We start from the raw sequence: 23,754 nt of genomic DNA, 5'->3' as shown, positions 1-23,754 counted from the left end.
AGTTTAAAAGTCAGAAAGAGCGAAGCTATATCAAGAAAACTGGCGGTGCTCTAGGGTGAGTTTTGGTCGCTAGAAAGTAGCCAACTTGTTCAATATAATCGCTTGAATTAGTATAATTTTTAGTCAAAGTAAAGAGGTGAACAGAAGCGCTAACTTGCTCTCCTTTTATTGCTTTTTCTTGATCGAGAGCAACCTCTTCACAGTAAATTTTTGCTACATTAGGCTGAAGCCAGCGTTGCTTATTAATCTCTTTTGCTGTAGCGCGACCAGATAACGCCAGTAAAGACGAAATGATCAGAAAAGAAATGACAAACAATCGGGAGTTCATACACGCCTTAACCTATGATTTATATTAATAAATATATGCCTCTCTTAGAAAAAAACCCAGTTTTTTTTCAATATACCTCATATTTTTCAATATTAAGTTCTTTGTAAATAGACTGTGATGAAAGCGTCTGATTGTAGGTTAAATACATTATCATTATGTAAAAAACGATAAGCGATCATAGAAAGGGCGTCAAGCAACCTAATTTATCTAAATAGAGCAGATCGCTTATACAACGCATTGTTTACATCGCTGATTACTTTCATTATTCAAACCTCTTATCCGTTATAAGAAAAATGCGACCAAAATGATTTTGTCGCATTTTGACTTGTGCGTCGTTTAAGGTTTTTAGATGCGATGATCGACACCGTGAAATCGATAACTTTCTTGCTTTGAGGTTAAAAAGCGGCAGGGAGCATTACGACGGCTTCTCCTGTGACGACAACTTTACCATCACACTCGCAGACTGTTTTTAGCGTCACACGGCGTCGGCGTTCATTAATCTCCGCTACTGTAATTGTTGTAATGACATCTTGTCCAATATAAACAGGTGCTCTGAATTTAAGGCTTTGTTCTAGATAGATACAGCCAGGCCCTGGTAACTTAGTACCAATCGCCGCTGAAATAAAACCAGCAGAGAGCATGCCATGGGCGATGGGCTTGCCAAAACTTGTGGTAGCAGCGAAGTCCGCATCTAAGTGAACAGGGTTGGTGTCGCCTGTCACATGGGCAAAGCTTTGAACATCTTCTTGGCTGACGGTTTTGATATAGGTGGCCGTTTGATTAATTGATAGTGCTTCTAAAGAATAGCCTGCTGTCATTGTGAATCCTTATATTTGATTTTCCCGCTATGGTACACTTTCGTCGCTTCATTCTTAAGGGGTATCTATGGTTAAGTTAGTGATTTTTGATTGGGATGGAACCTTATTTGATTCCATTGATAAGATCTGTGTTTGTATGTTGCAAGCTGCAGAAAATGCCATGGCGCCTAAAAGAGAATACTGTGATATACAAAATATCATCGGTTTATCTTTAGATGTGGGGATTAAGACTGTTTGGCCTGAGCTCCCAATTGACACATTAGATAAGATAAAAATGCATTATAAACGTTTATATGTGCAGGCAGACCAAACGCCACCTTTGGCTTATGATGGAATGTCTGAGCTTCTTGAGCAGTTGAAAAAACAAGGCATGTTGTTAGCGGTTGCAACCGGAAAAACTCGTCGTGGGTTAGATCGTATTATGTCGCTTACGCAAACAGGCCATTACTTTGCAGCGACACGTTGTGCGGATGAGACGCTATCGAAACCCCATCCTATGATGCTCGAACAAATCTTAGCGGAGCTTAATATATTGCCAGAAGAAGCGGTGATGGTCGGCGACACCGAATATGATCTTAATATGGCTAGAGCTGCCGGGGTAGCGGGTATTGGTGTGTCTTATGGTGCCCATGACAAAAAACGTTTAGCATCCTGTCAGCCACAAACAATTGTCGACAATTTATATCAATTAGCTTCCATTTTAGGGAAATAGAGCATGAGCTGGACCGAAGAAGAAGACAAAAAGAACCAACAAAACCCAACGAATCAGCAAGGCGAATTGTTTGAACATGACGATGCTGGACAAAACCGCAATAGCGAGAAAGAAAGAGATGGCAGCAAGGCATCTGAGGCGAAGTTGGATGACAACCAACAGCTCTGGCGCTTATTAGAGAAAACACTAAGTGATAATGTGATTGAAAAAAGACGCGCTCGTCGTTGGAAGATTTTTTTCCGTTTTACCAGTTTGATTATTTTATTATGCATAGTGGGATTATGGCTTGGTCGATCCGCCTTAGATGCCAATGTGTCTGGGCAAAATACGGTGGCCATCATTCCCATGGATGGGGTTATTGGTAGTGGTGCAGACATCGATGGAAATGAATACGTGGATATTTTAGATGATGCCTATAAGAATCCCAATCTAAAGGGTGTAGTCATCGACATGAACAGTCCTGGCGGCAGCCCTGTCCAAGCTGGTATCATTTACGATGCCATTCGTAAAAAAGAAAAATTGTATCCGTCTATTCCCATTATTGTGGTGGTAGAAGATATGGCGGCATCGGGCGGCTACTATATAGCCTCAGCAGCCAATAAGATTTATGCCAATAGGGCAAGTTTAGTCGGTTCCATAGGCGTTATTTCTTCTGGCTTTGATTTAAGTGGCTTAATTAAAAAAATTGGGGTTGAACGCAGAACCTTTACATCCGGTCGTAATAAGGACTTCCTAGATCCTTTTGTCCCTATGACCAAAGAGGCTAAGGAAAAATGGCAAGCTATCTTAGATGAAACACATCAGCAATTTATTGATGCGGTGAAAGTGGGGCGGGGCGATCGTTTAAAAATCACAAAAGATGTCTTTTCGGGAATGGTGTTTACCGGCCAGCAAGCGCAAAAAATAGGCTTGATTGACGGTCTAGCGAGCCTTAATGATGTACTAAATTCGCAATTCCCCAACGACAAACAAGTGATCTATGGGCCTAAACAAGATCCATTGGATGAGTTTGCCAAAAAATTTGGCGTTGAGTTTGCTACAAAGTTACTTAGTAACGCTAAGCTAAATTAAAGGCCACTTTTATCGGCATAACACCTTCTAAAAGCCCCTTCTTGGGGTTTTTTATTGTCCTTTTCTTGTAATGTGTAATATAGATATTGGAGAGAGAGGGTAAATACTATTCTTTATTCGTAAAAAAGATAATATAATGACGAAATTGATCAAACGTCCATATTGTTATCTTGAATAGATAAGAGGGGGAGGAAAATGGCTCGTAAGGCAAACATCGCACGAGAAGAGATTCATCAGGCTTGCTGGGATCTGCTCGAAAAGAACCAGTTTCCAAATATACCCCGAATTGCGGATTACTTCCTTGAAAAAGATGGGCGTAAGTGCTCGAACACAACCTTAATGAATGCCATTGCTGAATGGGAAGAGCTTTATAAAGAGTACCAGCAACATCAGCTTAAAGAGCTGGGCGATAGTCTAGGTCCCTCATTTAACCGATTTTCCCGGGATGTTACGCAGATATTGGGCCGGCTGCTTGATGAGAAAATACTGGATGCCGAAGCTCAATACGCGTTAAGACTTGCCGCAACGGAAGGACAGTATTCATCGTTAAGTTCGGCCTTGTGTGAATTGCAAGACGCTTACGATGCGCTTATGGAGGAGCGAGAATCATTGAAAATTATGAATGCGCAGTTAGATGAACAACTTAAGCTCACTCAACAGCGCTATGATGATGTTTATTCTCATCACCAAGTTATTAACAATCAGCTAACACGGGAGCACTCGGAAAAAGAGGCGTTACGCTTAAACCTTGATCAGCATGAGGTTGATTTGGCGAAGCAAGACCATTTGATTGCAAGCCTTAAAGAAGAGAATTTAAAGCTTAAACAGCAAGTCAAATCGTTACAAGAAGAGCAGCGAACGGTCGATAAGCAACACCGGCAGGCATTAGATCAAACCCTTCAAGAGATTGCTCGAACCATGAAGCAGATCCAAGGCAAAGATAGAGACAATCAATAATAAAGGCTATAATACGGCTTTTTATTTACCTATTAAAAATGGTCATCAAATGATAGTGAAGAAGATAGCATGAGCAATAGACAGTCCGCTATTCGCGATTTAAGTAGTATTAAAGATTTTATTCGCTGGACTTATAGCCGATTTGAACATAGTGATCTTTTTTATGGTCATGGTACGGATAATGCTTGGGACGAAGCTCTTCATTTGGTTATGGGGTCGTTAAAGCTACCTCTCGACTTTCATCGCGATATGTTGGATTGCGCTCTGACTTACAATGAGAAAAAACGTATTCTTAAGTTAGTTGAAAAACGTATTAAGCAACGTGAACCTCTGCCATATTTATTGGGCAAAGCTTGGTTTATGGGGCTGCCCTTTAAAGTCAGTAAAGATACACTCATTCCTCGATCTCCCATTGTTTCTTTGCTGGAAACAGAATTTGAACCTTGGCTAACGCAATACCCTCTGAATATTTTAGATATGTGCACAGGGTCAGGGTGCTTGGGGATTACAGCAGCTTTAGTATTTGAAGACGCTCAAGTCGATATTAGTGACATTAGTGAAAAGGCTCTGGCGATTGCTCAAGAAAATATTGAATTTCATCAGGTGGAAGATCGAGTAACCGCGATTCACTCGGATATGTTTAAAGGCCTGCATGGTAGACAATATGACCTAATTATTTGTAATCCTCCTTATGTGGATGCAGAGGACTTTAATAGTGCACCTGCTGAGTTTCATAACGAGCCTGAGCTTGCTCTTACATCAGGTGATGACGGGTTAACATTTACTTATGAGTTTTTATCGCAAGCCGCGCATTATTTGCATGATAACGGTATATTGGTATACGAAGTAGGTAATACCGAGGTGGCTCTGCAGGCAGCATACCCTGACGTTCCCTTTCTGTGGGTGGAATTAGAGCAGGGCGGCAATGGGGTCTTTGTATTAACCAAAGAACAACTTAACACATTACGACGCGAGCAAAAGTAACATTATGTCTGGCAATACATTTGGAACCCTTTTTAAAGTCACCACCTTTGGTGAAAGTCATGGCCTAGCATTAGGCGCCATTATTGATGGTTGTCCTCCAGGTATCGAGATTAGCGAAGCCGACTTACAACACGACCTTGACCTTCGTAAACCGGGAACATCAAAACATACGACACAACGCCGTGAGCCAGATGAAGTCAAAATCTTATCAGGCGTATTTGAAGGTAAAACTACCGGCACGCCCATTGGGTTGTTGATCGAGAACACAGATCAACGTTCTCGCGATTACGGCAATATCCAAGACACATTCCGTCCGGCACATGCCGACTACACCTACGATCAGAAATATGGATTTCGTGATTATCGTGGTGGTGGCCGATCTTCCGCGCGTGAAACGGCTATGCGAGTCGCGGCAGGTGCCATTGCGAAAAAGTACCTAAAACAACAGTTTGGTATTGAGATTCAAGGTTTTCTCTCTCAACTTGGTCCAATCAAGCTTGAGGTAAAAGATTTAACTCAAGTCTACGACAATAGTTTTTTTAGCCCAGATCCTGATGCCATTCCATCACTTGAAGAGTATATGACAGCATTACGCCGTGAGGGTGACTCTGTTGGGGCAAAAATTAGTGTCATCGCCAAGAACCTTATGCCAGGTTTGGGGGCGCCTGTTTTTGATCGTCTAGATGCTGATATTGCAAAAGCCATGATGAGTATTAACGCAGTGAAAGGGGTGGAAATAGGCGATGGCTTTAGTGTTATAGAGCAAAAAGGGAGTGAGCATCGCGATGAAATGACACCTGAAGGGTTTTTATCAAATCACGCCGGCGGCGTATTGGGTGGCCTTTCTTCTGGTCAGGATATTGTTGTTCACATGGCGTTAAAGCCTACTTCTAGTATTACGATCCCCGGAAAAAGTATCAACCGCGCAGGTGAAGCCATAGAAGTGATCACCAAAGGTCGACACGACCCTTGTGTGGGGATTCGTGCTACACCCATTGCGGAAGCGATGCTGGCACTGACAATCATGGATCACGTATTAAGGCATCGCGCACAAAATATGGATGTTGAATGTCCTACCCCAATTATTAAGGCTCAAGCTTAGTGCTGGATAAGTTACTTACTGTAAAATAAAAGCCGTGATGATTCCAAAGAGGGACATCACGGCTTTTTTATATATCGCTATTTTACTGTGGTGCTTTAATTAGAGAAATAAATTAAATAAACTTGGTACTTTTATTATGAATAATACCGTTATTCGCATCATCATTGCGTCCAAAAACCCTGTCAAAATAAGTGCAGCTTACCAAGCATTTAACAAAGCATTTCCAGATCATACTCTTCACTGTGAAGAAGTGAAGGCGCCATCAGGTGTGGCGGATCAACCCATGACAGAGGCAGAAACGCGCTTGGGCTCAGAAAACCGTGCTCGATTTTGCTATCAACAGAAGATTGATCAGCAAGGGGCCAATGTTATGGATGAAAATACAGCGGATTATTTTGTGGCAATGGAGGGCGGTGTTGATCAATTTGAGGAGGGGGCTGCCACCTTCGCCTATGTGACCATATTAGACAAAACGGGGAAAATGGTTACTAATCGCTCTGCTAGTTTGCCGCTACCTCGTTCAATTTATAACAGGTTGGTAGCGGGTGAAGAGCTTGGGGACGTGATGGATGACTTATTCGGCACTGTGAATATTAAGCAAAAAGGTGGTGCGATCGGCTTATTTACCAACGAAGCGGAAAATCGTGAAAGTATCTACACGCAAGCTTTGATTCTTTGTCTCGCACCTTTTATGCACCCAGAACACTTTTAGGGAATTAATCCCTTTAACTAAAGGAGATCGAACTCATGTATCAATGGATTATTTTTGATGCAGATGACACCTTGTTTCATTTTGACAATTTTGCTGGCCTAGTACACATGATGGCAAAGCATGGTGTGGAATTTACCGAACGGGACTTTAAAGATTATCAAAGCATCAACAAACCTTTATGGGTTGAATATCAAAACCAGGCTATTACCGCTGAGCAATTACAAACGAGACGCTTTCAAACATGGGCCGATAAATTGTCTGTGTCAGCACAACAGTTAAACCATGATTTTTTAGAGTCCATGGCTGAGATTTGCCAAGCACTACCAGGTGCCAAAGAGCTAGTTGACTATCTGCAAAGCCAGAAGGTGAATATGGCCATTATCACCAATGGCTTTACCCAGCTCCAGCAAACGCGTTTAGAACGAACTGGCTTTCACCGATATTTTTCTCCCGTTGTTATTTCAGAACAACTTGGTATCGCCAAGCCAAATCGTAAGATATTCGATCATACGTTGACTCTTATGGACAATCCTGATCGATCAAAAGTGTTAATGGTTGGCGATACTTTAGCATCAGATATACAGGGCGGCATCAATGCCGAGCTGGATACCTGCTGGATCAACCATCACAGTGAAACACATCCAGAACATATTAAACCAACTTACCAAGCTCGCTCTTTACTTGAGCTCAAGAACATAATGGAGAGCGTGCTTTAGAAGATGGCTTATATAAGGATGTAATGCGTAACAATGGAAATTCCGACAGAAGAAGAGCTCTTATTAATAGATGAAAAGCTAGCGAATATAGATCTTGATGTGGCGGTAAGCATGGGCTATGTCAGAAAAGCACAAGGGTGGAGTTTTTCCACCCTAAGCGAACGTTTCGCTGGTGTTAATACACAGTTATTACAACGTTATATGCAGCAAGGATATGCTTGCGTAAGGCCCATTCATTTTATAGCTGCTTACTCGTGGGTCACTATGGTGCCGATGACTAGCTTTTATAAAGGTCTAAAGATTCGAGAAACCTATAGAGGTATGGATGAGACGGGGGTTGAAGCCCTTATTTGCATAGCCAATATGCCCCATGATTTATTTAGCTTAGCGCTTCAATGTATACACTGCTTTCTAGACGAGTTTGGAAAAAAGCAAGTGGATAGTCTCAGGAAGCGTTTAGAGCAAGAATATGGTGTTTTTGATGAGGTTTTGTATCAATTTTGTTCTGCTCCTCCCATCATAGATATCGATAAATTTGCAGCAAGCTATTACCGCTCAATAGCACTAACGGTAACACAGTTTCGCAAGAGGTATCAGTTATCTCCCATGACTATGGCTAGGGTACTAGGGTTGTCTGAGTATAAATATAGAATTCTCGAGGATCCTGATAATCCTCAACCTTTCTCTATGGCAATTGGTTTGAGAGTAAAATTAGGGTTTAAGCTGAATGGTCATGTCCAATTTACTCATTGCATGAAGGATTATCCGGAATTTCACGAATATAGAAAGCTACAACACATAAGAGATTCTCTGCTGATAGAGTCACTAAGGTACATTTCTGAACAACAGAAACCGTATGTTATCGGTGTTATAAAAGGGTTAGCAACAGCTCACTCTAGCAAGAAAAAATGAGGGTAAAATCAACTTTTTTTTGACCTTGTTTTTCTGTAATCTATGTGATGTTACAAAAAAAGATACCTAGTGCCTTACCGTAATAATAGGGAGCTTATGAACATAGCAACGGATGAAGAGCTTCTTCACATTGAAAAAATGCTTGAAAATCTAGATATAGATATTGCATTTTCAATGTCATATGTCAGGAAGACACAAAACCTATCTTTTCGTGAGTTAAGCCGTCGCTTTTCTGGGATTGATGAAGTAATGTGGAAGCGTTACATGCAGCCAAGCTACCCATCAACTCGTCCTATTCATATTGTTGCTGCATACTCATGGGTAACTATGGTTCCCATGACAAGTTTCTATAAAGGGTTAAAGATTCGCGAATCGTATCGAGGAATGGACAATGAAGCGGTGGATGCACTAATATGTTCCGGTAGAATTCCAACCAATCAATTCAACCTATTTCTTAATATTATTTATAATTTTTTGGATCCGAAAGGACAAGACTGTGTAGATAATTTAAAACAAAAGCTTATTAAAGAAAAATCATATAGCGACACAGATATTATTCCATTGCCACCTTGTAAAATAGATATCAAAAAGTTCTCAAGAGATTATTATAAATCCATTGCTATTGAAATGAAGAAATTCAGACTAAAAAATAATTTCTCCTACGAAACTATGGCAAAGGTATTAGGTGTTTCTTTATATAAATATTCTAGATTAGAAGAGCCAAACACATATCAAACTTTTTCCATGTCATTAGGTGCAAGACTTAAGCTTGGTTTTAAAGTAAACAGCCATGTTGATTTCACTAGCAATATGGTCGATTATCCTGAGTTTCATCAGCTTAGAATTCAGCAAAACACTAGAGATCAACTCATTGTTGAATCACTTAAACATCTTTCCAAAAAACAAAAAAGAACAGCAACAGAAATTTTAAAAAAACTCGCAGAAGCCTATATCTGCGAGCCTTATCGATAAAAAGTGGACTTTTTTATAGCTAAAAACCCAGTTTTTTATTTTGACTGATAGGGTAGTTATCCTTTAAAAAGGATCTGTTTGAAGAAATAGCTCATCAATATATTTTTTGCTGCTTTCAATAGCGTAAGCGTTAGCAAGCATGGCCTTAGCTGTTTTTTCTGGATGCTGTATATGTACTAAATGATCGGCATTTTCAATCGATATGAATTTGCTATTGGGAATTTTTTGGGAGAAGGCTATCGCTCCTTTTTTTTTAACATAGGGATCATGTTCACCAATGCATAATAAAAATGGAACTTTTATTTTAGAAACATCGAATGAAGGCTTATGTACTAAGAGTCTAAGTGTGTTTTCACAAAAAGATTGTATTTGTACATCTGTATACCGAAAGACTTTCTGTATGGCGCTACGTGAAATAACTTTCCCCCTAGGTATTGATTCGTTATTTGACGTAAGGGATTTTATAAACTCTTGGGCAAATCGTTTTTTATCCGTCAATGCGTGCCCCATAATCTCTATTGTATTACTTCGTCCAGATTCAGGAATACCAGGAATGCCACCACAGATTGATAGACTGAGAATACCATCCCATATGTTATATAATTCTACAGAAATTGCTGTTGCATATGAAAATGCAAAAATATGTGCTTTTTCTATTTTTAAAAACATAATTAAATCCACTAACATTTTCGTTTGTTCGAGAATACTAACTGAAGCAGGTAGTACATCGGTCATTCCAGTTCCAGGTAACTCAACCGTTATACAATTTAGAGTGCTAGAAAAATATTTTGAAAAGAAATCCACTGATTCTATTTCTTGTAGGGCACCCATAAGGAAAATACCGTATTGGTCTGAGGCCTCGTTTTTATAAATTGTATAACGATATTTATTTCCATTTAGAACAAGTGTTGTTGTTTCCATTTTTTTTCTCCTTTAAATGACAATGGAAATAGAAATATAAAGGATAAAAGATACGAAAAATAATTTTATGTGGTGATTCACAGAATTTTTCATTGTTTATTTTGTCAGATTGGATTCATAGGAGTGAATTAGATGGAACATTTAACCGAGTTACTAAAGGATTTAGAGCTACTCACTTTTCGTGATATTTCAACCATTCCTGAAGAGCAGCAGCATGATGTAGCTGAGCAGATAGAGCGTCTTCAAGACTCATTACAATCAATCATTAGTCACTATGTTGAGACAAGCACAAAAAGCCAAAGTGACCAAGTCTAATCATTAATCAAATAGGATTTAAACATCAACTTAGGGCACATATTGCTATACACTAATTCCGATAAATGTGATTATCGGAATTAGTGTAATAACAAGAAATAAGCCTTTTTTGGCTTGGTTTTAATTATTTTTATTAAATTCAATGAGTTACTCTACATCATTCATTTTTAAACACGCTTTAATTTAATTAGTGCTATAAAGAAATATCCCTATCACTTTGACGATCAATGTAGTTACCCTGTCCATAATCGCAGCAGCCAAGTGATTTAATACACTGGTAGCTTGTATTTGTTTCGATGCCTGTTGCGACGACTTGAATATCCAGTGCATGTGCCATGGCACATAAAGCCTTGATACTTTGTTTAGCAACATCGCTATCATAAGCATTTTGCACCAATGACTCAGCTAAATTAATGCGTGATATTTGGCATTCAAGTAATGGCTGTATAGATAAGTTTTGTCCTGTGACATGACATAGTACCAATGATGATCCATAACTGCTTAGTAGCTTGAATGATTGCCTAGCTGGGCTATCTGGTAAGCTTGAAGAAACGATTTCGGCTGGAACCTCAAATAGTAATCTCTGCATTGCTATTGGGTGTTTTTTAACGAGAGGCAATAATACGGAGGCAAGCAAGTCCGGTTGAGATAAGCTTATCTGTGAAATAGGCATGCTTATTCGACAAGATCGGCACTCTGGAGTAGATGAGAATGATTCCATTTCTTTTTCTATTGTCGCAATGGCTTTGCTAATCAGGTTCACTTCTAAAAAAATAATATTGCCGGTCGATTCGGCAGTACTTAATAACTCCTCAGCAGAAATACATCCGAGTTGAGGGTGTTGCCAGCTATAAACCCCCTGCTCTTTTGTTCTAATACCTGTTTTTAAGTCTTCTAAGAGGGCTATTTTTAAAGAAAATACATCTTCTTTTTCAACTGTAGAGCCATTGCCTTCAAGTGCTAGCTTTAGCTCTTGGCATAAGAAATCATGACGTTTATTGTCCACGGCAATTTCTGGACTGTAGAATCGATATCTATTTTTTCCTGCTTTTTTCGCTTTGTACATGGCATGATCTGCTTTTTGCTGTATATCATGCAAGCTGACACGTTTTGCCGAAGTATAAACAATGCCAATACTGGTGGTAACATGGGCAATTCGATGATTAATGACAAAGGGGCTTTCAAAACTTTGGATAATTTTTTCTGCAATTTTTTCTACTACAGGTTGGTCTTTAATGGGGGCTGATATCACGACAAATTCATCACCGCCTAAGCGACAGATTAAATCTCGTTGACGAAGTGTATTTTTTAAACGTTCAGAGACTTGAGCGAGTAGCAAATCCCCGTAGCCATGACCATAGCAGTCATTGACTTGTTTAAAACCATCTAAATCCAATAAAAAGAAAGCAAAATTTTCGTTATTTTGGCGACATTCAAGCGTAATGCGCTCAAATTCACTGGTTAAATGTTGTCTATTTGATAGGCCTGTTAATTTATCAAAGTTAGCCTGTTGCCAATATTTGTCTTGATTCAGCTTGTATTCGGTGACGTCGTGAGAAATGCCAATCACCCCAATTACTTCATCCTTTGAGTTTTTTAAAGGAAGTTTGGTTGAGAGATTCCATGTGTCGTGACCATCATTCCACATTTCATGATGAAGTTTGTTATAGACGCCCTTTTGCGTTCTGATGATATTTAGTTCCTCTTGTCTTGTGATGTTAGCATGCTCACTAGAGTAGAAGTCAGCGTCTGATTTGCCTATTACATTGCTAGCATCTTTCACACCATAACGCTTAGCTAAGCTGGGGTTGATCAAGATGAATTTTGACTCAAGATCTTTAAGGTAAACTTGGTCGGGGATGGAGTTGATAAGTGACAGAAGTAGGTTATGTTCTTCTCTGATCTCATTTAGTAAGGCGTATTCTTTAGAGACATCTTCCCATAACTCAACCAATACATGGTCACCATCACCAAGCTCCATGGAAAATTCATTAAGGCGTAAAATGGATTGATCATGGTGTCGTAAATAGTCTTTCTGCAGCGGCAATTGTCCTTTGGATTCTGGCTGATTAGTGGTAATTGGTTGCAGAGTTTTATGGTATAGATTTTCTATCTGGGTTCGGTTTATGGTGTAGGAGCTACCCGCGACAATTGATGGCGCTAGCCATTCTTGAAAAAAAAGAGAGTTATAAAAATATACACGCCCATCTAGACCATAAATTACCATAGCCCTAGGTAACTGTTCTGCTAATGATTGGTAATCTTTTTCTAATAACACAATGTTTTTCCAACCATATAATAAGGGTAACTGTATAAATTTAGTCTTCAATTCCTACAGATACAATCCCTTACTACTAAAAAGCCGTCAAAAGCAAGGTTTTGGTGGCTTTTTTATGACTATTCTCTACTAATTGGTGGGTGTTAGCTTGCGATTAATGAATACTAATAACAATCCACAGCAAGATAATATGCCTGCTGCAGTAGGAATCCATTCATAACCAAGACCAACGGTAATAACCAGTCCGCCCAACGCAGCCCCTAAAGCATTACCTAAATTGAAGGCTCCAATGTTAATGGAAGACGCTAAGCCTGGCGCGTCCTCTGCGACCTTCATAACCTTCATTTGTAATGGCGGCCCAATACCAAAAATAGCGACACCCCATAGAAAAACCATAACTGCAGCAGAAAAGGTAGACTGAACGACGAAACTAAATGCCACCAAGAAAATAATCTGAGCTGTTAATACACAAAATAAAGCAAAGTCTGTCGACTTATCGGCTAACTTACCACTGATAAAATTCCCTAAGGTAAAACCTATTCCTGCCAGCATAAGAATAGAAGCAATGGCATTATCTGATGCATTTGATAAGGTTCGCAAGATAGGTGAAATGTATGTATAAAGTGTGAACATGGAACCTGCGCATAATACAGTACAAGCAAAGGCTCGTAATACGGCGGGTTGCACAATGGCCGTTAATTCTTTTTTCACGTTTGGTCTTTCTAATGCTGGCATATCTGGCAAGAAGCGCAGCATCCCCGAAATAGCGAGAATACCCAGCAAAGCAGTAACCGCAAAAGCGGCCCGCCAATCAAGCGTTTGCCCTAACCAAGTAGTGAAAGGGACACCAATAATATTCGCGATGGTCAAGCCTAGAAACATGGAAGCAACAGCCGAGCCTTTTTTGTCTATGGGCGCTAGGTTCATTGCCACCATGGCACCAATACCAAAAAAGGCGCCGTGGGAAAGACTTGTCACAATGCGAGAGATCAGTAATATATCGTAGTTCGGTGCTAAAGCAGAAAACGCGTTGCCGATAATAAATAATCCCATTAAGGCGATCAGAGATTTTTTACGTCCAAATCGATTTAAATATAAAGTCACGATTGGTGCGCCAAACATGACGCCGACCGCATAAGCACTAATCAATAGTCCAGCGCTAGGAATAGAGACATTCACACCATTGGCGATGACGGGTAAAAGTCCCATTGGCATAAACTCTGTTGTACCAATGCCAAAAGCACCTAACGCTAAGGCAAATATGCCCCATTGATAAGCTCGCATAGAAGCTCCCTATCTGCATATAATTAAATAAAAAAGGAAACCAAACCGAAGTTTGATTTCCTTTACGATAAGATCAAATACCGTTCTTTAGACTGCCATCATACTATTTGGGTGGTTTACCACAACAATGAGGAACATGGCGAATATTATCCCTTACATTTTGTTCGACTTGACGTAAGGTATTCAATCTCCAACGGTTTATCCAGCCATTATTAAGCATAATTTGTGAGGCTCGCATGGCTTCTAAAAGCGTCTTTAGATTCGTCCATTTTACATCATAATGGATCTGAATTTTTTGTTTTTTCACTAAAATACGTAAAAACTGAATACCGTCCGCCTCTTGCCATGTTTGAAAGAATGACTTTGCTTGCACCATTTGCATGGAGTGAGTGCAAATGGTGGCTTTAACAATGCTCGCCTGATCAAACGTTTTCATGTTCCACCCACCTGCGTCATTTTTTCTTTTTGTTCGGTGTTATCCAGAACCACCATATAATAAATACAATCAACATCACCCCGATGGCATTTACCAAATAAGTCATGAATTTTCTCCTTTTGAGTGGTCAGCTATTTTTAACTGTCGAAGTCGATTCGCATTTAACACAACGGTGATGGACGATAACGACATGGCCGCACCAGCAACCAATGGATTTAGTAACCAGCCGGTCAATGGAAACAACACCCCAGCCGCTAAAGGAATACCTAAGCTGTTGTAAGCAAAAGCCCCCCAAAGATTTTGCTTAATATTGGTTAATGTCGCTTTACTGACTTGGATAACATCGGCCACATTGATTAAATCACTGCGAATGAGCGTTATGTCGGCGCTTTGCATGGCAACATCCGTTCCTGCACCCATAGCAAAACCCACATTAGCTTGCGCCAATGCGGGGGCGTCATTAATGCCATCGCCAATCATGCCGACAATGTCTCCCTGATTTTGTAAACGGCGAACCCAGTCCAATTTATCCTCTGGCATCAACTCGCTATGAAAATCATCAATTCCCAACTCGTTAGCAACAAATTCAGCACTGTTTTGGTTATCCCCTGTTAGCATGACAACTTTCAGCCCCATATCATGAAGCATGTTAATGGCTCTTTTCGATGAGGATTTGATGGGGTCTTGTAGGTAAAAGATAGCCAACAATCGATTATCACGGGATAAGTATACTTTTGTTGCTGTGCGATTTTGATGAGTGCGCTCACTATTCGTTGGCTGCTCGATCGCTACACCTTGCAGCTCCATTAGGCGCTGGTTGCCAAGGTAGTAGCGCTCATGATTGACAATGCCTTGCAGCCCCAACCCAGTGAGTGACTGAAAGTCTGATATTTCTATCGAAGTCGCTTCTGTGATTGAGCCTGCATATTCCAGCAAGGCGTGCGCCAAGGGGTGATTTGCCCCCTTCTCCAGTGAGGCAATCAATTGAGCCGCTTCTGTTTCAGTTGTGTCATTGAAATATTCAGCCTTCACGACCGTTGGCTTGCCTTCAGTAATGGTGCCTGTTTTATCTAACACAATAGTGGTTAATTGGCTGGCCGTTTGCAAAGCTTCGCCATTACGGATGAGTCCGCCAAACTGTGCCGCTTTACCAACGCCAATCATGGTAGAGATGGGCGTCGCTAGTCCCAAGGCACAAGGACAGGCAATGATCAGTACGCTAATGGCCGCAATAAGCATATGAACAATGACCGGGGCTGGTCCGAAATTAAACCAAACCAATGCCGCGAATACGGAGATAATCATCACGCTTGGAACGAAAATAGCGGACACTTTGTCTGCCAGTTGGCTAATGGGAGGCTTAGAATTTTGGGCATGACTTACCATATCGATAATTTTTGCCAACATAGTGTGTGCACCCACTTCGGTTGCTTGGTAGCTCAAAGTCCCATTGCCATTCAGTGTGCCTGCTGAGATATTATCTCCTGTCTGTTTTTCGACGGGTATTGGCTCACCTGTGAGCATGGATTCATCAACACTGGATGAACCATTGGTTACAACACCATCAACCGGCATGGTGTCACCAGAACGAACCCGAATGATGTCACCCACCACTATGTTACTAACGGGAAGGCTTTGTTCTTCTTTGTTACGAATCACATTCGCCATTTTAGGGCGAAGATCCAGTAGATGACGTAGAGCCGCACTGGTCTTACCTCGCGCTTTTACTTCAAAGGCTTGTCCTAAGTTAATTAGCCCTAAAATCATAACACTTGACTCAAAATACAAGTGTCGTGAAGTTACCGGGAAAATATCAGGTACGATAACCACTAAGAAGGAGTACAACCAGGCACTGACGGTTCCTAATGTGATTAAGGTATCCATATTGGATTGACGATGTAAAAAGGCTTTAAACGCACTACGATAATAATGACGCCCAGCAATGATCATAACTAGTAATGTGAGCGCGCTCACCAAAAACCAACTTAACTGTTGTGATGTGGTTGTTACTGTCATATTGCCGCCAAGCCAGCCATAAAGCATCAACGGAATACCAAGCGCTAAACTGATAATGGAAGCATTACGTTTGCTCTTATATTCTTGCTGTTCTTGTTTCTCTCTTTCCACTGCGGCTTGATCTGGATCGTTAATAATGCTTGCGCCATATCCCACAGCAGAAATGGCTTCAATGATGGTGTCTGCAGATATGGATGCTGATACCTGTGCTGTACGACTGGCAAAATTCACTTCTGCTTTGGTGACACCGTCTAGATTATCCAATGTTTTTTGGATGGTATTCACGCAGGCAGCACAAGTAATCCCCGTTAGGGAAAATTGTTTTTGATGTGCTGAATCTTCTTGTTTTTGTCGGTTTGCTCCTTGTAGATCACTATTTTGCTTAGTCTCGCGGCCGTGAGAACTTTGCTGTTCTTCGGCTTGATAGTCTCCAAGATAGGTGAAGCCGACTTCTTCAATCCATTGCTGAATGTCGTTTTTGCTTTTTATCGTGGTCACCATTAGCTGATTTTGGGCGGGATTGCCTTCTACTTCGGCATTGCCTTCTTCTTGCTGAATGCGTTTTCTAATTTTACTGACGCAGCCCTGGCAGGACATTCCTTCTACGGATAAATTATAATGAGCGCGCTCAGTTTTTTTATATTGACCTAATGGTTGATAGCCTGCCTCTTGAACACATGCTTCCACTTGTTTTTGAGTTAAAACGGTTTGAACATCGAGACGATCCTCTCCTGGCGTTCCGACCACTTCCGCATTTTCATCTTCCAATTGAATTTGCTTTCTCACCTTACTGACGCAGCCCTGGCAGGACATTCCGGTTACGTTGAATGCCATGTTATGAATAGATGAGTTGGCAAGTTTATTTGAATTCATCCTATGGCTCCTTAGTGTCTGTTGTTGTGGTGCCATCCTCTTCATGGTTCCAATCCTCAATGAGGCAGCAAATAGAGTGTCCATCAGGGTTGCCGTTGGGCATTTGATCCCATACCGCTAATGCGGCTTCCATGGTGTTTAAATGCGCTTGTAGCTCAGCTATTTTTGCTTTTGTTTCGGGCACTTTTTGCAATAAGAGCTCACGCACCATGGGACATGGTGAATCCCCACTATCGGCATGCTGAAAAATATCGTCTATTTGCTTAAGACTGAATCCTAACGTTCTTGCTTGTTGAATAAACTGGATTCGCTGTAAAGCAACGTCATCATAGAGTTGGTAACCATTGTTAGGGTCGCGCTTGGCCACGATTAGACCTTCACGGGTATAGTGTCGTACTGTTTCGCTCGTTACATTGGCTTTTTTGGCCAGCTCACTCACTCGCATTTTCACCTCTCTTGAAACAGGTAGTGGAGTTGTTTGCTCCTTAGTATGGCTTATACTATAAAACCTATGGGTAACACATAGGTCAAATGCCATTTCGTAAAAAACACCATTTGCTTATGAATTGCACATTGATGAAAAGCAGGCAACTTGCAAAGTGACAAGAGAGCATCGTAAAAAAGAAAAACCGATGTGAAGACATCGGTTTTGGATTGGGCGGTTATAACAGAAAGGCCTTCTTTCTGATTAGAGAGTGAGATTAATGAAGTTTAAGCTTGGGTTTTACCACTTTGCCTATTTTTTGAGCCGCCATAATGATGGTCGCTTTAAACCAACCGTGAATAGCAATTAAATGCAAACGGTACAAAGACACATAGACAAAGCGAGCAACACGACCTTCCACAAACATGGAGCCACCCATTAAATTTCCCATCAAGCTGCCCACGGTGCTATAACGACTTAGGTTGACTAGCGAGCCATAGTCTTTATACACATACTCTTTTAACGGTTGGTCTTTGAATGTGGCTTTGATGTTGGCAAAGACAATAGAGGCCATTTGGTGGGCTGACTGAGCCCGCGGAGGCACAAAGGAACCATTTTCTTGCTTGCAAGCACAGCAATCGCCAATCACGTAGACGTTTTCATAGTTCGCGGTTTGCAAGTTTCCTTTTACTAATATTTGGTTATTGCGTGTGGTGTCAAAGCCTTCAATGTCTTTGACAAATTCGGGGGCTTTTACGCCAGCCGCCCAAATCATCAGATCGGCATCAATAACTGTGCCATCGGCTGTTTCAAAGCCATGCTTTTCAGCACGAACAACCCTTGTCCCTTGACTAATAGTGACGCCCAGACGAGTTAAGGCAGAATGGGCTTTCACGGAAATACGATCAGGTAATGCAGGGAGGATGTGTTCCCCTGCTTCTATTAATTGGACATTAAGACGCTTACCCGACATATCACGCATACCATAGGCTTTAAGAAGGTCTGCAACATGGAAGAGTTCGGCAGACAATTCAACACCTGTTGCGCCCCCACCTACTATGGCCAACTTCAGCTTGTCCTCTTTATCACCTTGGTTTAGGCGTAAAAAGTGCGTAAGAAGGGCTTGTTGGAATCGCTCTGCTTGCTTGTGCGAGTCAAGGAAGTAACAATGTTCTTTTACTCCAGGTGTACCAAAGTCATTACTGATACTCCCAACAGCCATCACTAAAATATCATAGCCAATAGTACGTTCAGGCAAAATCACATGGCCTTTATCGTCGCTGATGGCGTCAAGTGTTATGCTTTGTTCTTTGGGGTCGACATGAGAAACCGTTCCCAACTTGAATTGATAATGATGTTTTGCTGCATGAGCTCGATAATTAACACCATCACTATTAATATCAATGGATCCTGTTGCGACTTCATGTAGCAAAGGCTTCCAGATATGGATTTGGCTGCGGTCAATTAGAGTAATATTAAAGTCTTTCTTTTTACCGTATGCATGGCCAAGCTGTGTAACAAGCTCTAAGCCACCGGCCCCACCGCCGACAACAACAATTTCTTGCATTTCGATCCCCCTATAAATGAATAATCAGGAAAACATTCATAAAATGCTTTCCTGATGACTCAACACAGTAGAATACTCAGTAAGCGACCTATATAGCTCGACTATTCGATTGTGCTTTATAAATAGCATAGAACCTGAGCACTGTTTTATTCAGTCTTGATTCTTTGGGTTAATAATTTGTCCAGTGTATTGGCAAATGCCATACGATCTTGTTGACTAAATGTCGAAGGGCCATCGGATTGAATACCAGAAGAACGCATTTGCTCCATAAAGTCACGCATCGCTAGGCGTTGTTTAATATTCTCTTTGCTGTACAACTCACCACGAGGATTAATGGCCAACACGCCTTTAGTAATGACTTCCGAAGCAAGTGGAATATCAGCGGTCACAACAAGATCCAAGTTTTCCACTTGTTCAACAATATAATTATCAGCTACATCAAAACCTGAACTGACGACCCTTCGTTCAATCCATTTTGATGGCGGAATGGAGATGGCTTGATTAGCCACTAAAATACAGGGAATATTGACTCTTTCTGCGGCTCTAAAAAGAATGGTTTTAATGACATTGGGGCAGGCGTCTGCGTCGACCCATATTCGCATAATAGAAAGTTCCTCTGAATGAGCTTCTATTATTAATCAGGTTAATGATGAAATCCAGCAGCGATTATGAACATACAGATCACAAATAGTGATCTGTATGTAGTTTCAACATTTTGTGATGTTTTTTTAATAAATGCATCACATATTCGGGTAATTTGGACCACCAGAACCTTCTGGTGTGACCCAACGAATATTCTGTGATGGATCTTTAATATCACAAGTTTTGCAATGTATGCAGTTCTGAGCATTAATCTGAAAAACCGATTCCTCACCTTGTTGAACTACTTCATAAACCCCAGCAGGACAGTATCGCTGAGCGGGCTCACTGTATTTGGGTAGGTTCTCTTTAATCGGTACATCGGCATCTTTCAGTTGTAAATGACAAAGCTGGTTTTCTTCATGGTTTGTGTTAGACAGAAACACAGAAGACAATTTATCAAAACTTAATTTACCGTCGGGCTTAGGATACGCAATAGGCTGGTGTTTGCTCGCTAATTCCGTACAAGCGTAGTCCGGTGTCATATCCTTGAAAGTAAAGGGTAAACTTCCGGAGAAAATATTTTGATCCAACCAGTTGTAGGCACCACCTAAGAAGGTCCCAAACTTATGCATAGCGGGAACGAAATTGCGTGCTTGCTCCAGTTCTTTACCCAGCCACGACGCTTTAACTTCATTATTATATTGGCTTAACTCTTTTTCTGGCTGTTCTGATTGCAGCGCTTTGAACAATAGCTCAGCAGCAATCATGCCGCTTTTCATGGCAGTGTGAGTCCCCTTTATTTTAGCTGGATTCAATGTGCCAGCATCGCAACCGATTAATAAGCCACCAGGGAAGCTCATACTTGGTAAAGATCCCCATCCTCCTTTCACAATGGCTCTGGCACCATAAGCAACACGTTTGGCTCCTTTTAGGTGCTTAGCAATTAGCGGATGATGCTTATATTTTTGAAACTCTTCGTACGGGCTCAAGAAGGGGTTTTTGTAATTCAAATCGACAATTAGGCCAATAGACACTTGATTATTCTCAAGATGATACAAGAAACCGCCACCGCCCGCTTCTTTACCTAATGGCCAGCCCGCTGTATGTACGACTAATCCTGGGAAGCTTTGCTCGGCTGGCACATCCCAAAGCTCTTTTATGCCCAAGGCATAGTGTTGAGGCGCTTTACCCTTATCAAGCTGGTAACGCTCAATTAATTCTTTACCAAGGTGACCACGGCAGCCTTCCGAGAAAATCGTATATTTGGCTTTTAAGATCATGCCTGGCATGTAGCCTGATTTCTGGGAACCATCGGCCGCGACGCCCATGTCACCAGTAATGATGCCTTCGACGTTACCTTCTTCATCATATGATAGGGCTGCAGCGGAAAACCCTGGGAAGATTTCGACACCAAGGGACTCGGCCTGCTCCGCTAACCAACGACAAAGGTTGCCTAAGCTAATAACATAATTGCCTTGGTTGTGAAGGGTTTTAGGTATCATCCAAGAGCTGAATTTTCTACTGTCAGTTTCTGAACCGAGCCAATACAATTCATCCAGATTAACTTCGCTTAATAAAGGCGCTCCCATTTCTTTCCAATCAGGAAAAAGCTCTGTTAATGCCTTGGGGTCCACTACCGCACCAGATAGAATATGAGCGCCAATTTCAGATCCTTTTTCCACAAGGCAAACGCTTATCTCTTGGTTTTTTTCCTGAGCTTGTTGCATTAATCGACAGGCGGTCGCTAAACCTGCTGGACCACCCCCAACGATTACTACATCAAATTCCATTATTTCTCTGTCTGTCATACAGCCTCCTAAAACAGGCAGTTATGCTTTTGTAATGTCGCTAGAATAGCAAAACTTACCTTCCGCGACGATGCAAACTTATTGATTCACTGCCTGTTTTTTTCATTATCGAATAAAACTGTCTTCATTTAAGATTTGTACAGACTTTTGTCCATGCTCAATGGTTTTTGCGTAATAACCAGCCCTGACCAAAATATGATCACAATAAAAGTTAGCGGATTGTTGCCAAGAATTAACCTGTTGATCACCGAGTGATTCATCCGTTGTACTCACTTGCTGAGCACGAACCTGTAACCATCCACCTATAATATAACCCATCATCATCATGTAAGAATAAGCTAAGCCAGTTCCTAGCACAGGGTTCTCTTTCATGGCGGATAAGCATTTCTCTGTGGCTTGTTTAGCCACTTCAATCGAGTCTTTTACCTTTGCTGCATTATCATGTTTTTCTGAGCCTATATATCCATCGAGTTCGTTTTCCATTTCAGAAAACAATGCCGCCATGGCATGACCATTATCCCCTAATAATTTACGGCCAATTAAGTCGATGGCTTGAATGCCGTTGGTTCCTTCATAAATAGGAAGTATGCGAGCATCACGAGCATGTTGAGCGACGCCAGTTTCTTCAACAAAGCCCATTCCACCATGAATCTGAATGGCCAGAGACGTGATCTCTTGAGCTTGTTCAGTAATCCATCCTTTAACGATTGGCGTTAGTAATGCCGTTCGAGCAATAGCAGCTTGTTGTTCTTCTCCCTCACTAATGTGGGACAAATCATTTTCAACGGCAGCAACATAGATCAATGAACGCATAGCATCGATCTGGGATCTCATGGTCATTAACATGCGGAGCACATCTGGGTGCTCAATAATCGCTGCCTTGCCAGAACGGTCAGCTTTCATACCCTGCTTACGCTCTTTTGCATATTGTAATGCTTGCTGGTATGCACGCTCAGAGATAGCCAACCCTTGTAACCCTACGTCTTGTCGTGCGTTATTCATCATGGTGAACATGGCTTTTAAGCCGTCATTTGGCTTACCAACTAAATAGCCAATAGCGCCTGTTTTATCGCCGTAACTCATCACGCACGTTGGCGAGGCATGAATGCCCAATTTATGCTCAATAGAAACAACGCTAATATCATTGCGTTCTGCAGGGTTTCCCTCTTCATCAAGTAAAAACTTGGGCACAATGAACAAGGAAATGCCTTTGACTCCTGCAGGCGCATCAGGTAGACGAGCTAATACCAAATGAATGATGTTTTCAGACATTTGGTGATCCCCCCAAGTGATAAAGATTTTCTGCCCTTTAATGAGGTATGTTTCGGCTGCTAGATCAGCACTATTTGGGAAGGCTTTACAAGAAATGGCAGCGAGGTCAGAACCCGCAGAAGGCTCTGTCAAATTCATCGTGCCAGCCCACTGCCCCGTGACCATTTTGGGAATATAAGTGTCTTTAAGTTCATCACTGGCGTGAGATTCGATAGCCTCAATGGCACCGTGTGCTAACAAGGGACAAAGTGAAAAGGCAAGATTAGCAGCTTGGATGCCCTCATTTACCGCTGTGGCAATGGTGGAAGGTAATCCTTGTCCACCGTATTTCACATCACTCGATAATGCTCCCCAGCCGCCATTACAGTAGGCTTGGTACATTTCTTTGTAGCCTTTTGGTTCGAACACTTCACCGTTTTCTACTCGTGAGCCTTCTTGATCTCCGCTCCAATTCAGGGGCGCTATAACTTGCTCAGATAACTTACCTGCTTCACTAAGAATGGCTTCGACAAGTTCTTGATCAAGTGGTTCATCTAAATGGGGTGTTAAACGCTCAAGGCGAGCGACACGGTGCAAACTGAACAAAATATCTTTATAGGGGTACGTATAATCGCTCATTCTTATTCTCCGTTTTTGTTTTGAGCACAAATTTACACGATAGCATCGTCAAAGATACTCTATATCTCAATGACAT

Annotated in this window: 22 protein-coding genes; 10 read left to right on the top strand and 12 right to left on the bottom strand. The window is 41.3% G+C overall.

Annotation, left to right across the window (positions count from 1 at the left end; genetic code table 11):
• Window positions 1-25: 25 nt before the first annotated feature.
• Together AC0VYG_RS11825 and AC0VYG_RS11820 are read right to left on the bottom strand one after the other, a co-directional pair.
• Window positions 26-316 carry a hypothetical protein gene (locus AC0VYG_RS11825; protein ID WP_475432470.1) on the bottom strand — a complete coding sequence of 97 codons (291 nt, stop codon included), beginning with the start codon at window positions 314-316 and terminating at the stop codon, window positions 26-28.
• Window positions 317-723: 407 nt separating this feature from the next.
• Entirely contained in the window at window positions 724-1,146 is a 423-nt protein-coding gene (locus AC0VYG_RS11820) for a MaoC family dehydratase (RefSeq protein WP_475432469.1), read from the bottom strand.
• Window positions 1,147-1,213: 67 nt separating this feature from the next.
• Between AC0VYG_RS11820 and AC0VYG_RS11815 the strand changes: the two genes are divergently transcribed.
• The 9 genes from AC0VYG_RS11815 (at window position 1,214) to AC0VYG_RS11775 (ending at window position 9,284) form a co-directional block, all read left to right on the top strand.
• On the top strand, window positions 1,214-1,858 hold the full coding sequence (locus AC0VYG_RS11815) for an HAD-IA family hydrolase (RefSeq protein ID WP_475432468.1): 645 nt from the start codon (window positions 1,214-1,216) through the stop codon (window positions 1,856-1,858).
• Between the two features lie 3 nt (window positions 1,859-1,861).
• Window positions 1,862-2,929: a signal peptide peptidase SppA gene (sppA, locus tag AC0VYG_RS11810; RefSeq protein ID WP_475432466.1), complete on the top strand. Its 1,068-nt coding sequence runs from the start codon at window positions 1,862-1,864 to the stop codon at window positions 2,927-2,929.
• A gap of 195 nt (window positions 2,930-3,124) precedes the next feature.
• Window positions 3,125-3,886: a hypothetical protein gene (locus AC0VYG_RS11805; RefSeq protein ID WP_475432465.1), complete on the top strand. Its 762-nt coding sequence runs from the start codon at window positions 3,125-3,127 to the stop codon at window positions 3,884-3,886.
• Between the two features lie 69 nt (window positions 3,887-3,955).
• A complete protein-coding gene (prmB, locus tag AC0VYG_RS11800) occupies window positions 3,956-4,870 on the top strand; it encodes a 50S ribosomal protein L3 N(5)-glutamine methyltransferase (protein ID WP_475432463.1) in 915 nt (304 codons plus the stop codon).
• Window positions 4,871-4,874: 4 nt separating this feature from the next.
• The gene (gene aroC / locus AC0VYG_RS11795) at window positions 4,875-5,972 is read left to right on the top strand and encodes a chorismate synthase (protein WP_475432461.1); all 1,098 of its coding nucleotides are present in this window, start codon (window positions 4,875-4,877) and stop codon (window positions 5,970-5,972) included.
• A 136-nt stretch (window positions 5,973-6,108) separates the two neighbouring features.
• Entirely contained in the window at window positions 6,109-6,684 is a 576-nt protein-coding gene (gene yjjX, locus AC0VYG_RS11790) for an inosine/xanthosine triphosphatase (RefSeq protein ID WP_475432460.1), read from the top strand.
• Between the two features lie 35 nt (window positions 6,685-6,719).
• On the top strand, window positions 6,720-7,400 hold the full coding sequence (yjjG, locus tag AC0VYG_RS11785; RefSeq protein WP_475432458.1) for a pyrimidine 5'-nucleotidase: 681 nt from the start codon (window positions 6,720-6,722) through the stop codon (window positions 7,398-7,400).
• Window positions 7,401-7,433: 33 nt separating this feature from the next.
• The gene (locus AC0VYG_RS11780; protein ID WP_475432456.1) at window positions 7,434-8,312 is read left to right on the top strand and encodes a hypothetical protein; all 879 of its coding nucleotides are present in this window, start codon (window positions 7,434-7,436) and stop codon (window positions 8,310-8,312) included.
• A 96-nt stretch (window positions 8,313-8,408) separates the two neighbouring features.
• Window positions 8,409-9,284 (top strand): hypothetical protein, encoded by an 876-nt coding sequence (locus AC0VYG_RS11775; protein ID WP_475432455.1) that lies wholly within the window; start codon window positions 8,409-8,411, stop codon window positions 9,282-9,284.
• A 63-nt stretch (window positions 9,285-9,347) separates the two neighbouring features.
• Here AC0VYG_RS11775 and AC0VYG_RS11770 read toward each other — a convergent pair whose 3' ends face one another.
• Entirely contained in the window at window positions 9,348-10,205 is an 858-nt protein-coding gene (locus tag AC0VYG_RS11770) for an alpha/beta fold hydrolase (protein ID WP_475432454.1), read from the bottom strand.
• A gap of 132 nt (window positions 10,206-10,337) precedes the next feature.
• On the opposite strand from AC0VYG_RS11770, the gene AC0VYG_RS11765 reads away from it, so the two are divergent.
• Window positions 10,338-10,520, top strand: coding sequence for a hypothetical protein (locus AC0VYG_RS11765; protein WP_475432453.1), 183 nt, complete (start codon window positions 10,338-10,340; stop codon window positions 10,518-10,520).
• A 193-nt stretch (window positions 10,521-10,713) separates the two neighbouring features.
• On the opposite strand, the gene AC0VYG_RS11760 is transcribed toward AC0VYG_RS11765, so the two are convergent.
• From AC0VYG_RS11760 to AC0VYG_RS11720, 9 genes are all read right to left on the bottom strand, one after another.
• Window positions 10,714-12,798, bottom strand: coding sequence for a diguanylate cyclase domain-containing protein (locus tag AC0VYG_RS11760; protein ID WP_475432452.1), 2,085 nt, complete (start codon window positions 12,796-12,798; stop codon window positions 10,714-10,716).
• A gap of 129 nt (window positions 12,799-12,927) precedes the next feature.
• Window positions 12,928-14,082: an MFS transporter gene (locus AC0VYG_RS11755; protein ID WP_475432451.1), complete on the bottom strand. Its 1,155-nt coding sequence runs from the start codon at window positions 14,080-14,082 to the stop codon at window positions 12,928-12,930.
• 103 nt (window positions 14,083-14,185) lie between these two features.
• On the bottom strand, window positions 14,186-14,518 hold the full coding sequence (locus AC0VYG_RS11750) for a hypothetical protein (RefSeq protein WP_475432450.1): 333 nt from the start codon (window positions 14,516-14,518) through the stop codon (window positions 14,186-14,188).
• A gap of 102 nt (window positions 14,519-14,620) precedes the next feature.
• Complete coding sequence (locus AC0VYG_RS11745) at window positions 14,621-17,407, bottom strand: heavy metal translocating P-type ATPase (protein ID WP_475432449.1); 2,787 nt, start codon at window positions 17,405-17,407, stop codon at window positions 14,621-14,623.
• Window position 17,408: 1 nt separating this feature from the next.
• Window positions 17,409-17,852: a MerR family transcriptional regulator gene (locus AC0VYG_RS11740; protein WP_475432448.1), complete on the bottom strand. Its 444-nt coding sequence runs from the start codon at window positions 17,850-17,852 to the stop codon at window positions 17,409-17,411.
• A gap of 256 nt (window positions 17,853-18,108) precedes the next feature.
• Window positions 18,109-19,398: an NAD(P)/FAD-dependent oxidoreductase gene (locus AC0VYG_RS11735; RefSeq protein ID WP_475432446.1), complete on the bottom strand. Its 1,290-nt coding sequence runs from the start codon at window positions 19,396-19,398 to the stop codon at window positions 18,109-18,111.
• Window positions 19,399-19,544: 146 nt separating this feature from the next.
• Entirely contained in the window at window positions 19,545-20,000 is a 456-nt protein-coding gene (locus AC0VYG_RS11730; RefSeq protein ID WP_475432445.1) for a YaiI/YqxD family protein, read from the bottom strand.
• Window positions 20,001-20,138: 138 nt separating this feature from the next.
• Window positions 20,139-21,788, bottom strand: coding sequence for an electron transfer flavoprotein-ubiquinone oxidoreductase (locus tag AC0VYG_RS11725; protein WP_475432443.1), 1,650 nt, complete (start codon window positions 21,786-21,788; stop codon window positions 20,139-20,141).
• A gap of 105 nt (window positions 21,789-21,893) precedes the next feature.
• On the bottom strand, window positions 21,894-23,678 hold the full coding sequence (locus AC0VYG_RS11720; protein ID WP_475432442.1) for an acyl-CoA dehydrogenase: 1,785 nt from the start codon (window positions 23,676-23,678) through the stop codon (window positions 21,894-21,896).
• Between the last annotated feature and the right edge of the window lie 76 nt (window positions 23,679-23,754).

It is taken from the genome of Marinomonas sp. 63XJN7_7_ISO-PGPR-S23-202 (assembly GCF_056173505.1).
Note: the sequence above shows the minus strand (reverse complement) of the source record. Positions and strands in the feature narration are given on the sequence as shown.

What these genes read in the sequence shown, in the direction of transcription:
- AC0VYG_RS11820 (WP_475432469.1), bottom strand. Translation starts at nt 1,146, where the DNA reads ATGACAGCAGGCTATTCTTTAGAAGCACTATCAATTAATCAAACGGCC.
- AC0VYG_RS11815 (WP_475432468.1), top strand. Translation starts at nt 1,214, where the DNA reads ATGGTTAAGTTAGTGATTTTTGATTGGGATGGAACCTTATTTGATTCC.
- sppA (WP_475432466.1), top strand. Translation starts at nt 1,862, where the DNA reads ATGAGCTGGACCGAAGAAGAAGACAAAAAGAACCAACAAAACCCAACG.
- AC0VYG_RS11805 (WP_475432465.1), top strand. Translation starts at nt 3,125, where the DNA reads ATGGCTCGTAAGGCAAACATCGCACGAGAAGAGATTCATCAGGCTTGC.
- prmB (WP_475432463.1), top strand. Translation starts at nt 3,956, where the DNA reads ATGAGCAATAGACAGTCCGCTATTCGCGATTTAAGTAGTATTAAAGAT.
- aroC (WP_475432461.1), top strand. Translation starts at nt 4,875, where the DNA reads ATGTCTGGCAATACATTTGGAACCCTTTTTAAAGTCACCACCTTTGGT.
- yjjX (WP_475432460.1), top strand. Translation starts at nt 6,109, where the DNA reads ATGAATAATACCGTTATTCGCATCATCATTGCGTCCAAAAACCCTGTC.
- yjjG (WP_475432458.1), top strand. Translation starts at nt 6,720, where the DNA reads ATGTATCAATGGATTATTTTTGATGCAGATGACACCTTGTTTCATTTT.
- AC0VYG_RS11780 (WP_475432456.1), top strand. Translation starts at nt 7,434, where the DNA reads ATGGAAATTCCGACAGAAGAAGAGCTCTTATTAATAGATGAAAAGCTA.
- AC0VYG_RS11775 (WP_475432455.1), top strand. Translation starts at nt 8,409, where the DNA reads ATGAACATAGCAACGGATGAAGAGCTTCTTCACATTGAAAAAATGCTT.
- AC0VYG_RS11770 (WP_475432454.1), bottom strand. Translation starts at nt 10,205, where the DNA reads ATGGAAACAACAACACTTGTTCTAAATGGAAATAAATATCGTTATACA.
- AC0VYG_RS11765 (WP_475432453.1), top strand. Translation starts at nt 10,338, where the DNA reads ATGGAACATTTAACCGAGTTACTAAAGGATTTAGAGCTACTCACTTTT.
- AC0VYG_RS11755 (WP_475432451.1), bottom strand. Translation starts at nt 14,082, where the DNA reads ATGCGAGCTTATCAATGGGGCATATTTGCCTTAGCGTTAGGTGCTTTT.
- AC0VYG_RS11750 (WP_475432450.1), bottom strand. Translation starts at nt 14,518, where the DNA reads ATGAAAACGTTTGATCAGGCGAGCATTGTTAAAGCCACCATTTGCACT.
- AC0VYG_RS11745 (WP_475432449.1), bottom strand. Translation starts at nt 17,407, where the DNA reads ATGAATTCAAATAAACTTGCCAACTCATCTATTCATAACATGGCATTC.
- AC0VYG_RS11740 (WP_475432448.1), bottom strand. Translation starts at nt 17,852, where the DNA reads ATGCGAGTGAGTGAGCTGGCCAAAAAAGCCAATGTAACGAGCGAAACA.
- AC0VYG_RS11735 (WP_475432446.1), bottom strand. Translation starts at nt 19,398, where the DNA reads ATGCAAGAAATTGTTGTTGTCGGCGGTGGGGCCGGTGGCTTAGAGCTT.
- AC0VYG_RS11730 (WP_475432445.1), bottom strand. Translation starts at nt 20,000, where the DNA reads ATGCGAATATGGGTCGACGCAGACGCCTGCCCCAATGTCATTAAAACC.
- AC0VYG_RS11725 (WP_475432443.1), bottom strand. Translation starts at nt 21,788, where the DNA reads ATGACAGACAGAGAAATAATGGAATTTGATGTAGTAATCGTTGGGGGT.
- AC0VYG_RS11720 (WP_475432442.1), bottom strand. Translation starts at nt 23,678, where the DNA reads ATGAGCGATTATACGTACCCCTATAAAGATATTTTGTTCAGTTTGCAC.